The organism is Peribacillus sp. P4_D6 (assembly GCF_056401795.1).
Genome location: NZ_JBFUIQ010000102.1, coordinates 1 through 13,980, shown reverse-complemented (window position 1 = coordinate 13,980; position 13,980 = coordinate 1). Strand labels below are relative to the sequence as shown.

Annotated in this window: 14 protein-coding genes; 2 read left to right on the top strand and 12 right to left on the bottom strand. The window is 40.2% G+C overall.

The features are described 5' to 3' along the window. The 5 genes from AC1DVB_RS20960 to AC1DVB_RS20940 form a co-directional block, all read right to left on the bottom strand. A partial coding sequence (locus tag AC1DVB_RS20960; protein ID WP_477590764.1) for a rhomboid family intramembrane serine protease occupies positions 1-1,106 on the bottom strand: 1,106 nt, incomplete at its 3' end. Positions 1,107-1,271: 165 nt separating this feature from the next. Continuing rightward, positions 1,272-1,460 carry a hypothetical protein gene (locus AC1DVB_RS20955; RefSeq protein ID WP_098187192.1) on the bottom strand — a complete coding sequence of 63 codons (189 nt, stop codon included), beginning with the start codon at positions 1,458-1,460 and terminating at the stop codon, positions 1,272-1,274. 76 nt (positions 1,461-1,536) lie between these two features. Beyond that, on the bottom strand, positions 1,537-2,109 hold the full coding sequence (locus AC1DVB_RS20950; RefSeq protein ID WP_063575675.1) for a 5-formyltetrahydrofolate cyclo-ligase: 573 nt from the start codon (positions 2,107-2,109) through the stop codon (positions 1,537-1,539). Between the two features lie 191 nt (positions 2,110-2,300). After that, positions 2,301-2,450: a 50S ribosomal protein L33 gene (rpmG, locus tag AC1DVB_RS20945; RefSeq protein ID WP_028391797.1), complete on the bottom strand. Its 150-nt coding sequence runs from the start codon at positions 2,448-2,450 to the stop codon at positions 2,301-2,303. 117 nt (positions 2,451-2,567) lie between these two features. Continuing rightward, entirely contained in the window at positions 2,568-3,176 is a 609-nt protein-coding gene (locus tag AC1DVB_RS20940; protein ID WP_095678565.1) for a hypothetical protein, read from the bottom strand. A 733-nt stretch (positions 3,177-3,909) separates the two neighbouring features. On the opposite strand from AC1DVB_RS20940, the gene AC1DVB_RS20935 reads away from it, so the two are divergent. Then, a complete protein-coding gene (locus AC1DVB_RS20935) occupies positions 3,910-4,185 on the top strand; it encodes a hypothetical protein (RefSeq protein ID WP_239858482.1) in 276 nt (91 codons plus the stop codon). Positions 4,186-4,187: 2 nt separating this feature from the next. Next, positions 4,188-4,586 (top strand): hypothetical protein, encoded by a 399-nt coding sequence (locus tag AC1DVB_RS20930; RefSeq protein WP_377332250.1) that lies wholly within the window; start codon positions 4,188-4,190, stop codon positions 4,584-4,586. A 68-nt stretch (positions 4,587-4,654) separates the two neighbouring features. On the opposite strand, the gene phoU is transcribed toward AC1DVB_RS20930, so the two are convergent. From phoU to AC1DVB_RS20895, 7 genes are all read right to left on the bottom strand, one after another. Next, a complete protein-coding gene (gene phoU, locus AC1DVB_RS20925) occupies positions 4,655-5,308 on the bottom strand; it encodes a phosphate signaling complex protein PhoU (protein ID WP_377332252.1) in 654 nt (217 codons plus the stop codon). Positions 5,309-5,326: 18 nt separating this feature from the next. Further along, positions 5,327-6,160 carry a phosphate ABC transporter ATP-binding protein PstB gene (pstB, locus tag AC1DVB_RS20920; RefSeq protein WP_239858484.1) on the bottom strand — a complete coding sequence of 278 codons (834 nt, stop codon included), beginning with the start codon at positions 6,158-6,160 and terminating at the stop codon, positions 5,327-5,329. Positions 6,161-6,176: 16 nt separating this feature from the next. After that, positions 6,177-7,055, bottom strand: a complete 879-nt coding sequence (pstA, locus tag AC1DVB_RS20915) for a phosphate ABC transporter permease PstA (protein ID WP_056528691.1) — start codon at positions 7,053-7,055, stop codon at positions 6,177-6,179. A gap of 3 nt (positions 7,056-7,058) precedes the next feature. After that, on the bottom strand, positions 7,059-7,997 hold the full coding sequence (pstC, locus tag AC1DVB_RS20910; protein ID WP_377332255.1) for a phosphate ABC transporter permease subunit PstC: 939 nt from the start codon (positions 7,995-7,997) through the stop codon (positions 7,059-7,061). Between the two features lie 87 nt (positions 7,998-8,084). Further along, positions 8,085-9,050, bottom strand: coding sequence for a PstS family phosphate ABC transporter substrate-binding protein (locus tag AC1DVB_RS20905; protein WP_239858485.1), 966 nt, complete (start codon positions 9,048-9,050; stop codon positions 8,085-8,087). 331 nt (positions 9,051-9,381) lie between these two features. After that, the gene (locus AC1DVB_RS20900) at positions 9,382-11,550 is read right to left on the bottom strand and encodes a peptidoglycan D,D-transpeptidase FtsI family protein (protein WP_239858486.1); all 2,169 of its coding nucleotides are present in this window, start codon (positions 11,548-11,550) and stop codon (positions 9,382-9,384) included. A gap of 193 nt (positions 11,551-11,743) precedes the next feature. Next, positions 11,744-12,964: an MFS transporter gene (locus AC1DVB_RS20895; RefSeq protein WP_063575671.1), complete on the bottom strand. Its 1,221-nt coding sequence runs from the start codon at positions 12,962-12,964 to the stop codon at positions 11,744-11,746. Between the last annotated feature and the right edge of the window lie 1,016 nt (positions 12,965-13,980).

The window sequence follows — 13,980 nt, the reverse complement described above, 5'->3', positions numbered from 1 at the left end:
AGCTGCCGAAGGATATTCTTGGATTTTGGCAGATGTACCACTCCAGCAGCCAAGAACCCACCGATCAAACCTCCGATATGCCCTGCATTGTCAATTCCCGAAACGCTGAAACCATATATTAAGTTAATGATGATCAACACGATCACCGATGAGCCCATCGAGCGCATGAATAATTTCGGATAGACGATGCCAAAGTACAAAAGTGCCCCAAAACAGCCAAAAATGGCTCCGCTCGCTCCTGCGGAAAGATTCGGGGTCATGATGAAGCTGCCTAGAGTTCCAGCGAAACCAGCGAATATATAGATGAAAAGGAACCTGGCATTACCGTAAATCCTTTCAACTTCAGCACCAATCAAATACAGCGAAAATGTATTCATCAGTAAATGAATGAACCCAATATGGACGATCATCGGTGTAAAGAACCGCCACCATTCCCCTTGGATGATATAAGGGGAAAATTTAGCGCCAAACTCAATCAAAGTCTTGGAATTGGTGCTGCCCCCATTAAACTCCATCAAGATGAACACTGCTATTTGTACCGCCATGAATATATATGTAAAGAATGGCTTATTGGCATTTTGAAATACCTTCTGCTCGGCCTTAGCCTTTTTGACTGACTCCGAGATGGCGTTCTTCTTTACTTCAAGAACCTTTTCCTCATCTATTTCATTTTCCTCAAGAACTTGAATTGAAAGTGGTTTTTTCAAAACATGTTCAAGGTTTTGCAACGAATCATGAAAGTTCTCACAAGTTAGAAGGAACGTGTTGACATCCGTCTTTTTAAAGGAGGCCACCCGTGAACTAAAGTCATGATCATCGACCGGGGCGAATTTACTAACATAGATACTTAATATGTTTATGGGCTTTTTATATAATTTCCTTCTGATTCTTTCCCCATTCTGCAATGTTCGCTCGATATCGCGTTTCAGCCAATTAGCCCAATCCAAATCATGGCGGATGAGTCTTATGACTGGAAACTCCTTATTCTTATCGCTCTCAAGCCAAATCTCCTGATGGTTTTCCGTGACTGTGATCATTCGATAATCGTAATGGGCAGACAACTCCCTTATGGTTTCCCAAAAAAAATAATCCTCTTTAAATCCCAATGCCTTCCCCACTTTCCAATGAAACTTAAGCTTCTAAAATTCCTTTTCTTTAATTAAAACTATAGACGAAATCATGTAAAAAGTAAAAAAGGAGACTGTTTTCCCGCTCCTAAAAATAAAAAAAGGAACCCTCGGTCAGGTTCCCTTTTCAAGATGCCGGCATCCTCATTTGGTCTGAGTGAACATGCTTTGCATCATTTTATCCCTGAACATTGGCATATCCAAGGATTTAGTCACTAGAAATCTTCTCAGTATGCCGTTTGACAGCACAACATTAATCAAGCGGTACCGGTTCTTGTAACCTGCATAAACAGCTAAACCAACCAAGAAGATCTGAATAATTAATCGAAGCATAACAATCCCTCCTATCAATAGTGTGATACAGGATAGGATTTTTATGAGCTAAAAGTGATAATTAATGAACTTCTTCTTAATGGGCGTACGTGCGTATAACCTTGGATGGGGTAATGAGTTTGCCCACCGCTAGATCATGTACCTCTATCGGGAGTTCATCCATTAATTGGAGCTCGTATGTAAGGGCCAATGTATCTCCTCGGTAATTAGATAGGAAACGGTCATAATAACCCCCTCCAAAGCCTAGGCGATACCCTTCCTTGGTAAAAGCAAGGCCGGGTACGATCAATGCGTCCAATTCCTCTTTGCTGGCCTTAGCTGTTTCAGCCACTGGTTCCAGCAATCCGTAATAAACAGACTCGAGCTGATTGAAGGACGAAATTTTTTTGAATTCCATTGTCTTTTTTTCGGGATCACATTTTGGTACAGCCACTACTTTTCCTTCGCTCCATGCTTGTTCGATGATCCGTACCGTTGGGACTTCAGGCGGAATGGAGATGGTGATGCCAATGGTATCAGCATTTTTCCATTCTTCCAAAGCAAATAAGTTTTCAGCGATTCTGGTGGATAGTTCTTCATGTTCCTCTTTAGTCAGCTGCATTAAACGGGACCTAACTTCTTGACGGAGCTTATTCTTGTTTTCTCTCATCTCTTCCGACTCCTTTATTCTACTTCTATCATTATCTCATAATATTTGTCCATTTACGAAAATACGGTGTCGGAAATCGCCGAATCATTCGTGCATTCTGGTGAATATATTCACTAAAGGAAAGAGAGAAAAGAGGGAAAAGAGGGACTTAAAAAAATGCATAAAAAAAACAACAGGAAAAATCCTGTTGCTTACTTTGTTTCACGGTGAGTCGTGCTGCGTTTTTCTCTTGAGCAGTATTTTTTAAGCTCAAGACGGTCTGGATTGTTACGTTTATTTTTTTTAGAAATATAGTTACGGTCTCCACATTCAGTGCAAGCTAATGTAATATTTACGCGCATTGTGTATTTCCCTCCAAACATATTGACATTTTCACATAGGACTTTTCTATAATATCATTATTCAATGCGAATTGCTAGTATGTTTTTCGGGAAATCCAACATTACTTTTTCGTATTCTTAATTGTTTACGTTTTGCATCGTCAGGAGGAGTTGATTATTTATAACTTTCGCTTCTTCTTTCGTATCAGCATGAATGACCCAAGCCACAGCTTCCACACATTCTTTCGGTAAGATTTCCGTTTCTAGCGTAAACACACTGGTAACTTCCCCTTTGGCGAGCGGTGAATAAGCCAGGAGACCTTCTTTCAATGATTTGAAGCATCCTTCTTGATAAAGGCTTCCCTTACCTTGGATGCAATATTGAGAGATGCTTTTCCCTTTCACCAATCCACCCAATAAGGCAATCGATTGAGGGGCTACATGTAAAATCGCCCGTTCATTCGGACTGTAAAAAGCCACCGCCTGCCTTTCGAAAGCGTTTTCATAGTGGAAAAACACTTTTGGGCGCTTGGTCTCGAATGAGGTATTCCTGATCGTGAACTTCGAAAAGGTCACCTGCCCTTGGGTATACGTCTGTGAAAGTGTCCGGATCTCTCCATTAGGATGACTCATCATATCCTCCTCAGGATACCAATCAAAACTCTCATCCATCCATAATCCAGCCTTTAATCCCTTACGAAATAATTCCTGGTTATCCTGTGGCATATACGCGAATAGCGAATTCATATAATCATCCCTTCCCCTTCTTTTATCTTTATATAACTTATCATTAGGCGCTGACAGTGAAACTATCCACTTTAAATTCTGCACACCGTTTTCTTATAGGATCATTAATTTTTAATAATTCAAAATATTTCGTTTTTTCTATTTATTCTATCTTTATGTTAGCACTGAATTGGCTGATGGACAATAAACACATTTTGTCGAATTTTATGTACGTTATCTTTCAAAGGTTTTTTTCCCATTTTCATGCCTAATTTTTTTCCATCAACGACGGTCACATCGCTTTTCGACAATATTTGAAAAAAAACAGACAATAAATGAAGTTTACTGCCTACTTCCGAAAATATAAAAATATGAAAATCCCCAATTTTTTTCGAATATGTTTAAACTATAAGTATATTGTCGAAAATTATCTTCTGAGGTGAAAACATGGAAACACTTATCGTCCTTCTCATCATTTCCTTTTTCGGTAAGGCTGTTTTCACATACTTTGTTGCTATTTACCAGGTAGTGGGTTGTGGTTGATTTCCCCTCAAGATGCTCGCTTTCCGCGGGGCGGGCGGTGAGCCTCCTCGGCGTAAACGCCTGTGGGGTCTCACCTCTCCCGCTGCTCCCGCAGGAGTCTCGCACTTCCGCTCCAATCAACCTWAAATAGTTTCGTTTAAAAACAACAATCTTTACGAAAAGAGCCTTCGGTAAAGATAAAGTTGCCAAATTAGAAGAAGATTTAGAACAGATGACACTAACGTATATGCAGGATATCTACCAATTAAAGAAGAAGGTGAAGATTCTTGAAGAGGAATTCGTTATCCAGGACGACCCTGTTCCCTCTGTAAAGGATCAATCAACTGTCACTTCCAATGATATCGAACCCATACATGAGATTCTAAAAAGCCAGGTTCTATCTTTATATAGTCAAGGTCTCACTTTAGACCAGATCGCTAGACAATCCTCGTTAACGAAGGAACAAACCATTTCAGTGATCGAGCAGCAAAGATTGCGGGGTGAATGAACATGAATAAAGCAAGACTGCAAGGTCTTTCCGCCGGCATCATTTTTACAACAACAATCTTTGCTGCCTTTTATTATGGCACCGGATCATTCGAAGACACCACCCCTACTGCGGAGGAGGCTAAAGAGACCTTCCAACCAAAGGATCCGGATATGGATTCAATGGAGAAAGAGGCTTCAAAAAAAAATCCCTCCATCGTCACCTATACAATTAAAGTGAAAACGAATATGACCGCAACCGAAATTGCCGATAGCCTTTCCAAGGAAAAAATCATCAATGATGCTGCTGAATTTGAAGCTTACATGAATGACCGGGATTTCTCGAAAAAAATACAAATCGGCGAATTTGTTGTTACGAATAATATGACATATAGACAATTGGCCAATACTTTGACCCATTAATGAATAAGAGAGACTTTTAAATGGACCATGTCCGAGAAAAAGCCTCTCTTTTTTCAATTAGGATAGGTTCATTCATTCCTGCTGATATATCTCCCTCTTACAAGGAAGTAAATATTCTCTGCGATATTCGTTGTATGGTCAGCCGTTCTTTCTAAATAACGGGCAATTAAAGAAAGTTGTGTGATCTGCTGAAGGTTTTTTTCATCTGAAAGTCGAAGGAGACTTCGAATCATCTCTCCATAAAAGCGATCGACCTCATCATCCATTTCAATGATTTCCCTTGAAAGAACAACATCTTCCTTCTCGAATGCATCTATCGAAAGTTCAATCATCTTTAATGTAATATCATGCATCTGCTTTAATGGTGTTAAAGGCAGAATAAATGGCTGGTCACCGATTCGGATGGCTGATTTAGCGATATTCACGCCAAAGTCCGCCATCCTTTCAATATCTGAAGCTATTTTTATGGCAGCAATGATACGCCTTAAATCAATCGCAACCGGCTGCTGCTTAGCAATCAGCAAAATTGCAAAGTCATTAATTTCCTCTTCTAGTAAATCAGCTATTGTATCATCATCAATAACTTCAAGAGCCTCTTCAACATTCTTGTTTTCCAGTGCGGTAAATGATTTTGATATCGCAACTGAAGCTAAATTAGCCAACCTCACTATTTTCTCTTGCAATTCTTTTAATTGAAGCTCAAAATTTTCACGAACAACCATTGTCGCATCTCCTTTTCATTAGCCAAAACGTCCGGTAATATAATCTTCTGTTCTTTTATCATTCGGATTAGAGAAGATGGTGTTTGTATCAGAATATTCGATGACTTCCCCATTTAAGAAGAAGGCAGTTCTATCAGAGATACGCGCAGCCTGCTGCATATTATGGGTAACGATGATGATGCTGAAATCCTTTTTCAGTTCTTGAACCAGTTCTTCTATTTTCAAGGTGGATATCGGATCAAGGGCAGAAGTCGGTTCATCCATTAAAATGACATCTGGTTCGATTGCCAAACATCTGGCAATACAAAGGCGCTGTTGCTGTCCACCTGAAAGTCCATATGCATTTTCATGCAGACGGTCTTTTACCTCATCCCAAATGGCTGCTCCTTTTAAACTCTTTTCCACTATTTGATCAAGAATCTTTTTATTTTTGATACCGTGTATTTTTGGTCCGTATACAACATTTTCATAAATAGATTTAGGGAAGGGATTAGGCTTTTGGAAAACCATCCCAACCTGTGTCCTTAAATCTTCCACCTTATAGGACTGATCAAGGATATTTTTGTTCCTATATTTAATCTGGCCTGTCGTTTTCACATCCGGAACTAGCTCAATCATTCGGTTCAATGTTTTGATGTATGTGGATTTCCCACATCCTGAAGGCCCGATAATGGCAGTCACTTCATTTTGATACATATCCAGGTTAATATTTTTTAAAGCATGGTTTTCTCCATACCATAAATTGAGATCTGACGTTTCATACACCGTTTCTTTTAAGAAAACGGAATCTGCATTTGCATTTTCTATTCCAACTGTTGGAGCCTTTTTGGGTCCCGTTAATGTCATATTCATTCTTTCCTTCCTCCAATCAGTATCTTTTCTGGAATTTGTTACGGATTATGACAGCTATCGAATTCATTAAAATTAACAGAGCAAGTAAAACGATGATACCTGCAGCCGCAACCTGCTGAAATTCTTCCTGTGGCCGGGATGTCCAGTTATAGATTTGCATCGGTAGCACCGTAAATGTATCCATGACCGATTGCGGTAAAAAGGCGATGAACAACGGGATACCAACCACCACTAATGGTGCCGTTTCCCCAATCGCCCGGGATAAAGCGAGTATTCCACCTGTCAAAATACCAGGTATCGCAGCTGGAAGAACCACTTTCAAAATCGTCTGCCATTTCGTTGCACCCATTCCATAAGAAGCTTCCCTTAAATCACGCGGTACAGAACGTATGGCTTCCTGAGCTGCAACAATGATGACTGGCAAGACGAGTAGACTCATCGTCAAACCTGCTGCCAACACGGAGCGATCCAAGGCTAGAGCCCTAACGAAAACCGTCAAACCGAGCAATCCAAATACAATTGACGGAACACCTGCCAGGTTTGATATATTCAACTTTATAAAAGATGTGATCCAATTCTTTCGTGCATATTCCTCTAAATAAATCGCCGTTCCCACACCGAGAAGAAGGGAAACCGGGGTAACGACGGCCATTAACCATATCGAACCGATAAGAGCTGCCTTTACACCAGCCTCTTCCGGTCTCCTAGAAGCGAAATTCTGGAAGAAATCAAAATTTAAATGACCAATTCCTTGAGTCAATATCCGATAAAATAAGATGGCCAATACCAGAAGGCCAAATAAAGTTGCTAAGAAGAATAAGCCTTTACATATCGAGTTAACCGCCAGCCGAGTGGGCATTTTTTTTACAACATGATTTTTGTTTATCAGTTTCATGTTTTAATATTCCTCCCTGAACTTGCGGGAGATGAACTGCGCCAATAAATTCATAATAAGCGTAAAGACGAACAGTGTCATTCCAACCGCATATATGCTGTAGTAAATCGTTGTCCCATACCCTGCGTCTCCAGTACTCACCTGTACGATATAGGCAGTCATCGTTTGAATAGAATTTGTGACGTCCATACTCATACTTGGAGTCGATCCACCTGCGACACTTACGATCATGGTCTCTCCAATAGCTCTGGATAAAGCCAGGACAATTGAAGCAACGATACCGGACATAGCCGCTGGTAATACCACTTTAATCGTCGTTTCCAGCTTTGTAGCACCAAGAGCATACGCACCTTCACGAATCGATTTCGGTACTGAGACAAGTGCATCTTCCGATAAAGAGGCAATCATCGGCATGATCATGATTCCTACCACAATCCCAGGACTTAAAGCATTGAACATGTCAAGGGAAGGGAATATATCCCGCAATACTGGCGTTACAAAGGTTAAGGCAAAGAAGCCGTAAACGATAGTAGGGATTCCAGCTAAAACTTCTAAAATCGGCTTAATGATTCTCCGTGTTTTCTCAGATGCATATTCACTCAAGAAAATGGCGGTTGCAAGACCTATCGGAACTGCAACTATCGCCGCTATTACCGTTACCTTTAATGTTCCAACAACAAGTGGCATAACCCCAAAGGAAGGCGTGGATGCAAAGGGTAACCATTTATGTCCTGTTAAAAACTCCACGATGGACACTTTCTCAAAAAATATAAAAGTTTCAAAAATCAACGTAAGGACTATCCCAATGGTTATAAATACAGAAATCACTGCTGTAAGGAACAACAGCTTAGGAATGATTTTCTCTATATTCCATCTTTTTTTGCTTTTTTTTTCTAGAATCAATCGCTGTACAGAATAGGTATCTGTTTGTTTCGGTTCCAACATGTATCCTCCATTCAGACACGCAATATTAAGGGGCTACCCAATCCCTCTATTTATAAGAAGAGATTGGGCAGCCTGTTAAATAGATTATTTTTTTAGTTCATTCAATTTTTCAAGATCCTTCTTGTACTCTTCTTCAGGTAAGCTGACGTAGCCTACTTCTTCAGAAAGCTCTCCAGCATTTTCAATGACGAATTGAGTATAATCAGCCACTTGTTCCTTTTCAGCTACACTTTTATTGGATACATATGTGTACAGAGGACGAGACAGTGGTGCATACTCTCCGCTTTTAATCGTTTCATGGGTAGGCTCAACAGCACCCTTACCATTATCAATGGATACAACTTTTAATTTATCCTTATTTTCTGCATAGTAAGCAAATCCGAAGAAACCAATCGCATTTTTGTCACCTTCGACCCCTTGTACAAGAACGTTATCATCTTCAGAAAGAGTCGCATTTTCGACCATTGGTTTTTCCTCTAAAATAACTTCGTTGAAATAATCGTATGTGCCAGAATCAGTTCCCGGAGAGTAAAATTTAATTTCTTCCTTCGGCCATTCCGGACGTATATCAGACCATTTCTTCACTGAGCCATTGTCAACCCAAAGCTTTTTTAGTTCGTCAACTGTCATTTTATCGATGAACTCATTATCTTTATTGACAACGATAGAAATTCCATCAAACGCAAGTTTCATTTCTGTATACTTAACTCCCTTTTCATCAAGTAACGCACTTTCTTCGTCTTTGACTGGTCGGGACGCATTACTTAGATCAGTTTCACCAGCGATGAATTTTTTAAATCCGCCACCTGTTCCCGATGATCCTACAGATACTTTAACATCAGGTTGTTCGGCCATATATTCTTCAGCAACTGCCTCCATGATTGGAAACACAGTCGATGAACCATCCATAATCACTTCGCCCTTGAGTTGATCTGAAGCCGCTTCATTTCCTTTACCGCTGTTTGAAGTATCATTAGATCCACATCCAGCTGCCACTGCGATTACTCCACCCATTACTGCGGTCATAGCCATAAATTTGAAACGTCTCATTTGTAAATCCCCCTAAGAATTTTATATGAATATTTTGTCCTACTCTCACATCATACGTTTAGACTGTAAATTCCGTTTAAAGCAATTGTAAATGTTCAGTAAATATTTGTGTTTATATTGTAAAGGTAGTCAAAGTCTTTTAATCACTCTCTTATTTTGTGCCCAAGGGGTATTTACATGTGCGGGAAATTACTCCAACTGAAGTGATTATAAATCTCTTTCATAAGGGGAAAGTGCAAAGCTCGAGGCATACTGATAGCATCACTGAGCAATTTTATGACAAAAAAAACACGTTTCCGGTTTTACCCAAAAACGTGTTTTTAACCTTTTATTATTCATTTTCCTGGCTTTTTCTAACTTCAGCCTGGTCCTTTTGAACGTCTTTACCATTCTCCACCTTCAAATCAGTCGAGGTTTCGGTATTTTCCTTCTTAGCCCGTTCTTTTTTCAGTTCGAAATAAGTATCCATGATTTCTTCACCTATCTCTTTACTCATGCTATGGCCTGAATGTCCTTGGTATGCCCACGGCACAACGACCGCAAAAGCGACCTCAGGATTTTTAGCTGGGGCATAACCCACAAGCGTGATGTTCATCGTTTCTTGGGGCTCGCTATAATCCAACCGGTTCGGGCCGTCATAGAATGCTTCCGCCGTCCCGGTTTTAGCTGCCACTGTATACGGTTTATTCCCAAAATACTTATAAGCCGTTCCGCCTTGTTCCATTGCAACTTTATCGAAACCGCTCTGAACACGTTCAATCCACTCTTCCTTCATATCAAGACGATTAAGGACAGTCGGTGAAACGTCTTCGGCAACAGGTCCCAATTGCTCATTATTATCAACAGGATCACGGATTTCCTTAACCATATGCGGCTTCATGCGGTTACCGCCATTTGCGATGGCTGAAACATATTGCGCGAGCTGCATTGGTGTGTACGTATCATACTGTCCGATAGCAAGGTCAAGCAGCTTACCTGGAGATGTTTCGGAACCTTTGAACCCGCTCATTTCATTCGGGAGATCAATCCCTGTACGGACTCCCAAGCCAAACTGGGCAAATGAATTCCGCATGGTCGAAAAGGCGCTAGAACTAATATTCAATGGCTCATTCGGCACATAATGCGCACCTGCAATATTAATGGCCGTCCTGAACATATAGACGTTCGAAGATACTTTCAATGCGGTCAAATCATTAATGTTCCCGAAGTTACTATATGAACCTTTGGGTTTTGTTCCCTTGATCTTGAGCTTTGTATCATAAAAGTACGTACCCGGCTGGATCGCACCTTGCTGATAACCGGTTAAAACGGTAGCACCTTTGACCGCAGAACCCATTGTATAGGAAGTCGTGATATTGCCTAATGCGAAGTCCTCAATCGAGGATTTCCCTGTTTTTGGATCCTTCTCATATTTCTTGCCAGCCATCGTTAATACTTCCCCTGTATCGGGATCCATCATGACGACAAAGGCCCTGTCCAAGAATTTGGTGTTACCCATTTTTTTCTTGGCAATCAATTGCTTTTCAATGATTTCCTCTGTTGCAAGCTGTAAATCCATATCAACTGTCAATATAAGATCTTTTCCTCGCGAACCTTCGGTAACCACTTCGGAATCGACGACATTTCCTGATTTATCGGTCACATTCCTTACTTTCGCTTTCTGCCCTTGGAGGATATCTTCATATTGCGCCTCAATATAGCTCTTTCCTACACGGTCATTCCGGCTGTAATCACGTGCGAGGTAGTAGTTCAGGCTTTCACTAGGCAACCCTTCTTCAGATGAGGAGACTTTACCCAATACAGATTTAAGTGTTTTATTATATGTATAAAAACGATCCCAATCTGTAGATATATCGACCCCTGGGAGCGAATCAAGGTTTTCACTCACCTTGGCGAATTCTTCTTTTGTTACTTTCTTGTTTTTCACAATTTGCGGGGTAAGGGCATATCCGCTTGCAAATTCCCTGTAGATGGCAAGGACTTCCAGATCATTTTCCGAAAGCTTTGTTTCTTCATCAGTAATCCGATCAAGCTGAAGCTTATACAAATCACTTTCTTCCATCTCGCCCTCTTCCACTTTTTTCCGTTCTTTATCGGTAATCTTTTTCTCGGCCAGCTTTGGATTCTTCAAAATCCAAAAATCCTTTTTATCGCGCTCAGTCACTTTGTTTGGTTCCTTTTCGATCAACTTCGCGAGTTTCTCAGCCGTTTCCACCATTTCTGTTTGTTTCGTACCTTGCTTTCGTGTATATGTAATTGCATCCAGTGGTTGGTTATCGACCATCAATTTTAAATTCCGGTCATACATTTTCCCACGGGGCACCGAATTATTCACGGTCACTTCCTCTGTTCTTTCAATCTCACGCCGGTAATCATCACCATAAACAATCTGTACAACACCCAAGCGTAAAATTAAAGCGGAAAACAAAACAAACACTAAAAAGAAAAGAATATTCAATCTGAAAGGCACATGCGTCTTTTTCTTTTTCTTTTTATTCACACTAAGCCACACATCCTTTTTACATAGTCATAATAGATCCTATACTATTCTATAGAACATTTGTCTTTTTTTCTACCTTAGTGTTCTAGAAATATTAAACATCTAACGAACTTTACATAAAAAGTGACTTACGGCTCATAAATCCTACAACCGTAAGTCATGTATATTGAAAAGAGGCCTCTAAGGCCTCTTTTCAATCTTGGTCAATGATATCGATTTTCCGTACAAACCAATATATCACGGTATGCCCTGCCCCGACGATTAACAGATAAACCGGCAGTAATTGCTTTAGGTCGAATAACATGACGGAAAGTATGAACCCTGATATGGATACAATCCTTCCAATATGAACGAACAATTCCCGGACAACGATATATTCAATCCTCATTTCCGCTGCTTTCCAAGCCCGGCCTATAATATCATAAGTCAGAGATATATATGGGACCAAAAGAATTGGATATGCGGTAGCGACAATTGCCCCATAAATGAGAAGCTTCCCGAATGTGATATCAAATGCAATCAATAAGACCCCTGCATACAACAGGATTCCTCCAATAAGTATCGCCTTTTTGCGCATCGGCTGTTTTATATATCGTGAAGCAAAAAAATACGCAACGAATGATATGGCCGAATTTAACAGACCATAGCTCCCTAAGGCAAGTTCACTATCCGTCTGAATGAAAACGGTAATCGAAATGATGAACATGAATGTGCCCTCTCGTATCCCTTGAAAAAAGTGAGCACGAGTGATCAAGAGCCAATTCCGATTATTTTTCCGTTCCTGCAATATCCTAAAGAAGCAGTACCTGCCATGAGCCGGACGTCTTTTTAACGAAAAGCTAAGAAAAACCGCAATGGAAAACAATAGCAAAGACAGCCCGAATACAATGGAATATCCCGTGAATTTCTCAAGCCTCGAAATGATGAACCCTGAAAGAATCGGGCCGACCATTCCCCCAATGGATGATAAAATCCCTAAAAATCCATTGAAGAAATCCCTGGTTTCCGGTTCAGTTATTTCAAAAGTCAAGACATTATAGGCAAGCCAATAAAACCCATAACCGATTCCTAACAGCCCACCAAGCAACCAAAGGAAATCCGTTGCCCGTGTGCCGACCAATAAGACCGATAAATAAAACAGGGCCAAAAAGATAACACCCAGTCGCAAAACAATGATTCGGTCAACCTTTTTCGCGAGCCTGCCGGCAAAGACAAAAGTAAGCGGTTGAAAAAGCACCACGGTTAGATTATATACGGCAATATCAACAATTTGACCGGATTGTTTCCACAAGTACACATTAACGAATGTATTGGATAAAGCAATACTTAGGCTGTACAGCCCGCCAATAAACAAAAGGAGGTGCAAGTCCTTCTTCCCGCCCGCTTCACCCAACCATCTCTCTAAAATACCCATTGTTTTAACTCTCCTTTAAATTCCACTCTAGTGTTTGAAAAAACAAAAGAATTTATGTAAAAAAAGGTAAAGAAAACTCTTCGACTGGCGACGACAGAGAAGTAGTTGCACTTATACTGTTTTCCTTAAAGCTCTCTCAAATAAAATCAAGAACAGTATAAAGAAAACTCTTCGATTGGCGAACCAGGATGGCGATGACAGAGAAGTAGTTGCACTTATACTGTTTTCCTTAAAGCTCTCTCAAATAAAATTAAGAACAGTATAAAGAAAACTCTTCGATTGGCGAAGACAGAGAAGCAGTTGCCCTTATACTGTTTTCCTTCTGAACTTGAACAGTAACAGTATAAAGAAAACTCTTCGACTGGCGACGACAGAGAAGTAGTTGCCCTTATACTGTTTTCCTTAAAATCTTTTCCCTTTAAAACAAGAACAGTATAAAGAAAACTCTTCGATTGGCGAAGACAGAGAAGTAGTTGCCCTTATACTGTTTTCCTTAAAAGCTCTCTCAAATAAAATCAAGAACAGTGTAAAGAAAACTCTTCGACTGGCGAGCCAGGATGGCGATGACAGAGAAGTAGTTGCCCTTATACTGTTTTCCTTAAAAGCTCTTTCAAATAAAATCAAGAACAGTGTAAAGAAAACTCTTCGATTGGCGAAGACAGAGAAGTAGTTGCCCTTATACTGTTTTCCTTAAAAGCTCTCTCAAATAAAATCAAGAACAGTATAAAGAAAACTCTTCGATTGGCGAACCAGGATGGCGATGACAGAGAAGTAGTTGCCCTTATACTGTTTTCCTTAAAAGCTCTTTCAAATAAAATCAAGAACAGTGTAAAGAAAACTCTTCGATTGGCGAACCAGGATGGCGATGACAGAGAAGTAGTTGCCCTTATACTGTTTTCCTTAAAGCTCTCTCAAATAAAATTAAGAACAGTATAAAGAAAACTCTTCGATTGGCGAAGACAGAGAAGCAGTTGCCCTTATACTGTTTTCCTTCTGAACTTGAACAGTAACAGTAT

What these genes read in the sequence shown, in the direction of transcription:
- AC1DVB_RS20935 (WP_239858482.1), top strand. Translation starts at nt 3,910, where the DNA reads ATGACACTAACGTATATGCAGGATATCTACCAATTAAAGAAGAAGGTG.
- AC1DVB_RS20955 (WP_098187192.1), bottom strand. Translation starts at nt 1,460, where the DNA reads ATGCTTCGATTAATTATTCAGATCTTCTTGGTTGGTTTAGCTGTTTAT.
- pstB (WP_239858484.1), bottom strand. Translation starts at nt 6,160, where the DNA reads ATGAATATGACATTAACGGGACCCAAAAAGGCTCCAACAGTTGGAATA.
- rpmG (WP_028391797.1), bottom strand. Translation starts at nt 2,450, where the DNA reads ATGCGCGTAAATATTACATTAGCTTGCACTGAATGTGGAGACCGTAAC.
- AC1DVB_RS20940 (WP_095678565.1), bottom strand. Translation starts at nt 3,176, where the DNA reads ATGAATTCGCTATTCGCGTATATGCCACAGGATAACCAGGAATTATTT.
- AC1DVB_RS20930 (WP_377332250.1), top strand. Translation starts at nt 4,188, where the DNA reads ATGAATAAAGCAAGACTGCAAGGTCTTTCCGCCGGCATCATTTTTACA.
- AC1DVB_RS20895 (WP_063575671.1), bottom strand. Translation starts at nt 12,964, where the DNA reads ATGGGTATTTTAGAGAGATGGTTGGGTGAAGCGGGCGGGAAGAAGGAC.
- AC1DVB_RS20950 (WP_063575675.1), bottom strand. Translation starts at nt 2,109, where the DNA reads ATGAGAGAAAACAAGAATAAGCTCCGTCAAGAAGTTAGGTCCCGTTTA.
- pstA (WP_056528691.1), bottom strand. Translation starts at nt 7,055, where the DNA reads ATGAAACTGATAAACAAAAATCATGTTGTAAAAAAAATGCCCACTCGG.
- phoU (WP_377332252.1), bottom strand. Translation starts at nt 5,308, where the DNA reads ATGGTTGTTCGTGAAAATTTTGAGCTTCAATTAAAAGAATTGCAAGAG.
- AC1DVB_RS20905 (WP_239858485.1), bottom strand. Translation starts at nt 9,050, where the DNA reads ATGAGACGTTTCAAATTTATGGCTATGACCGCAGTAATGGGTGGAGTA.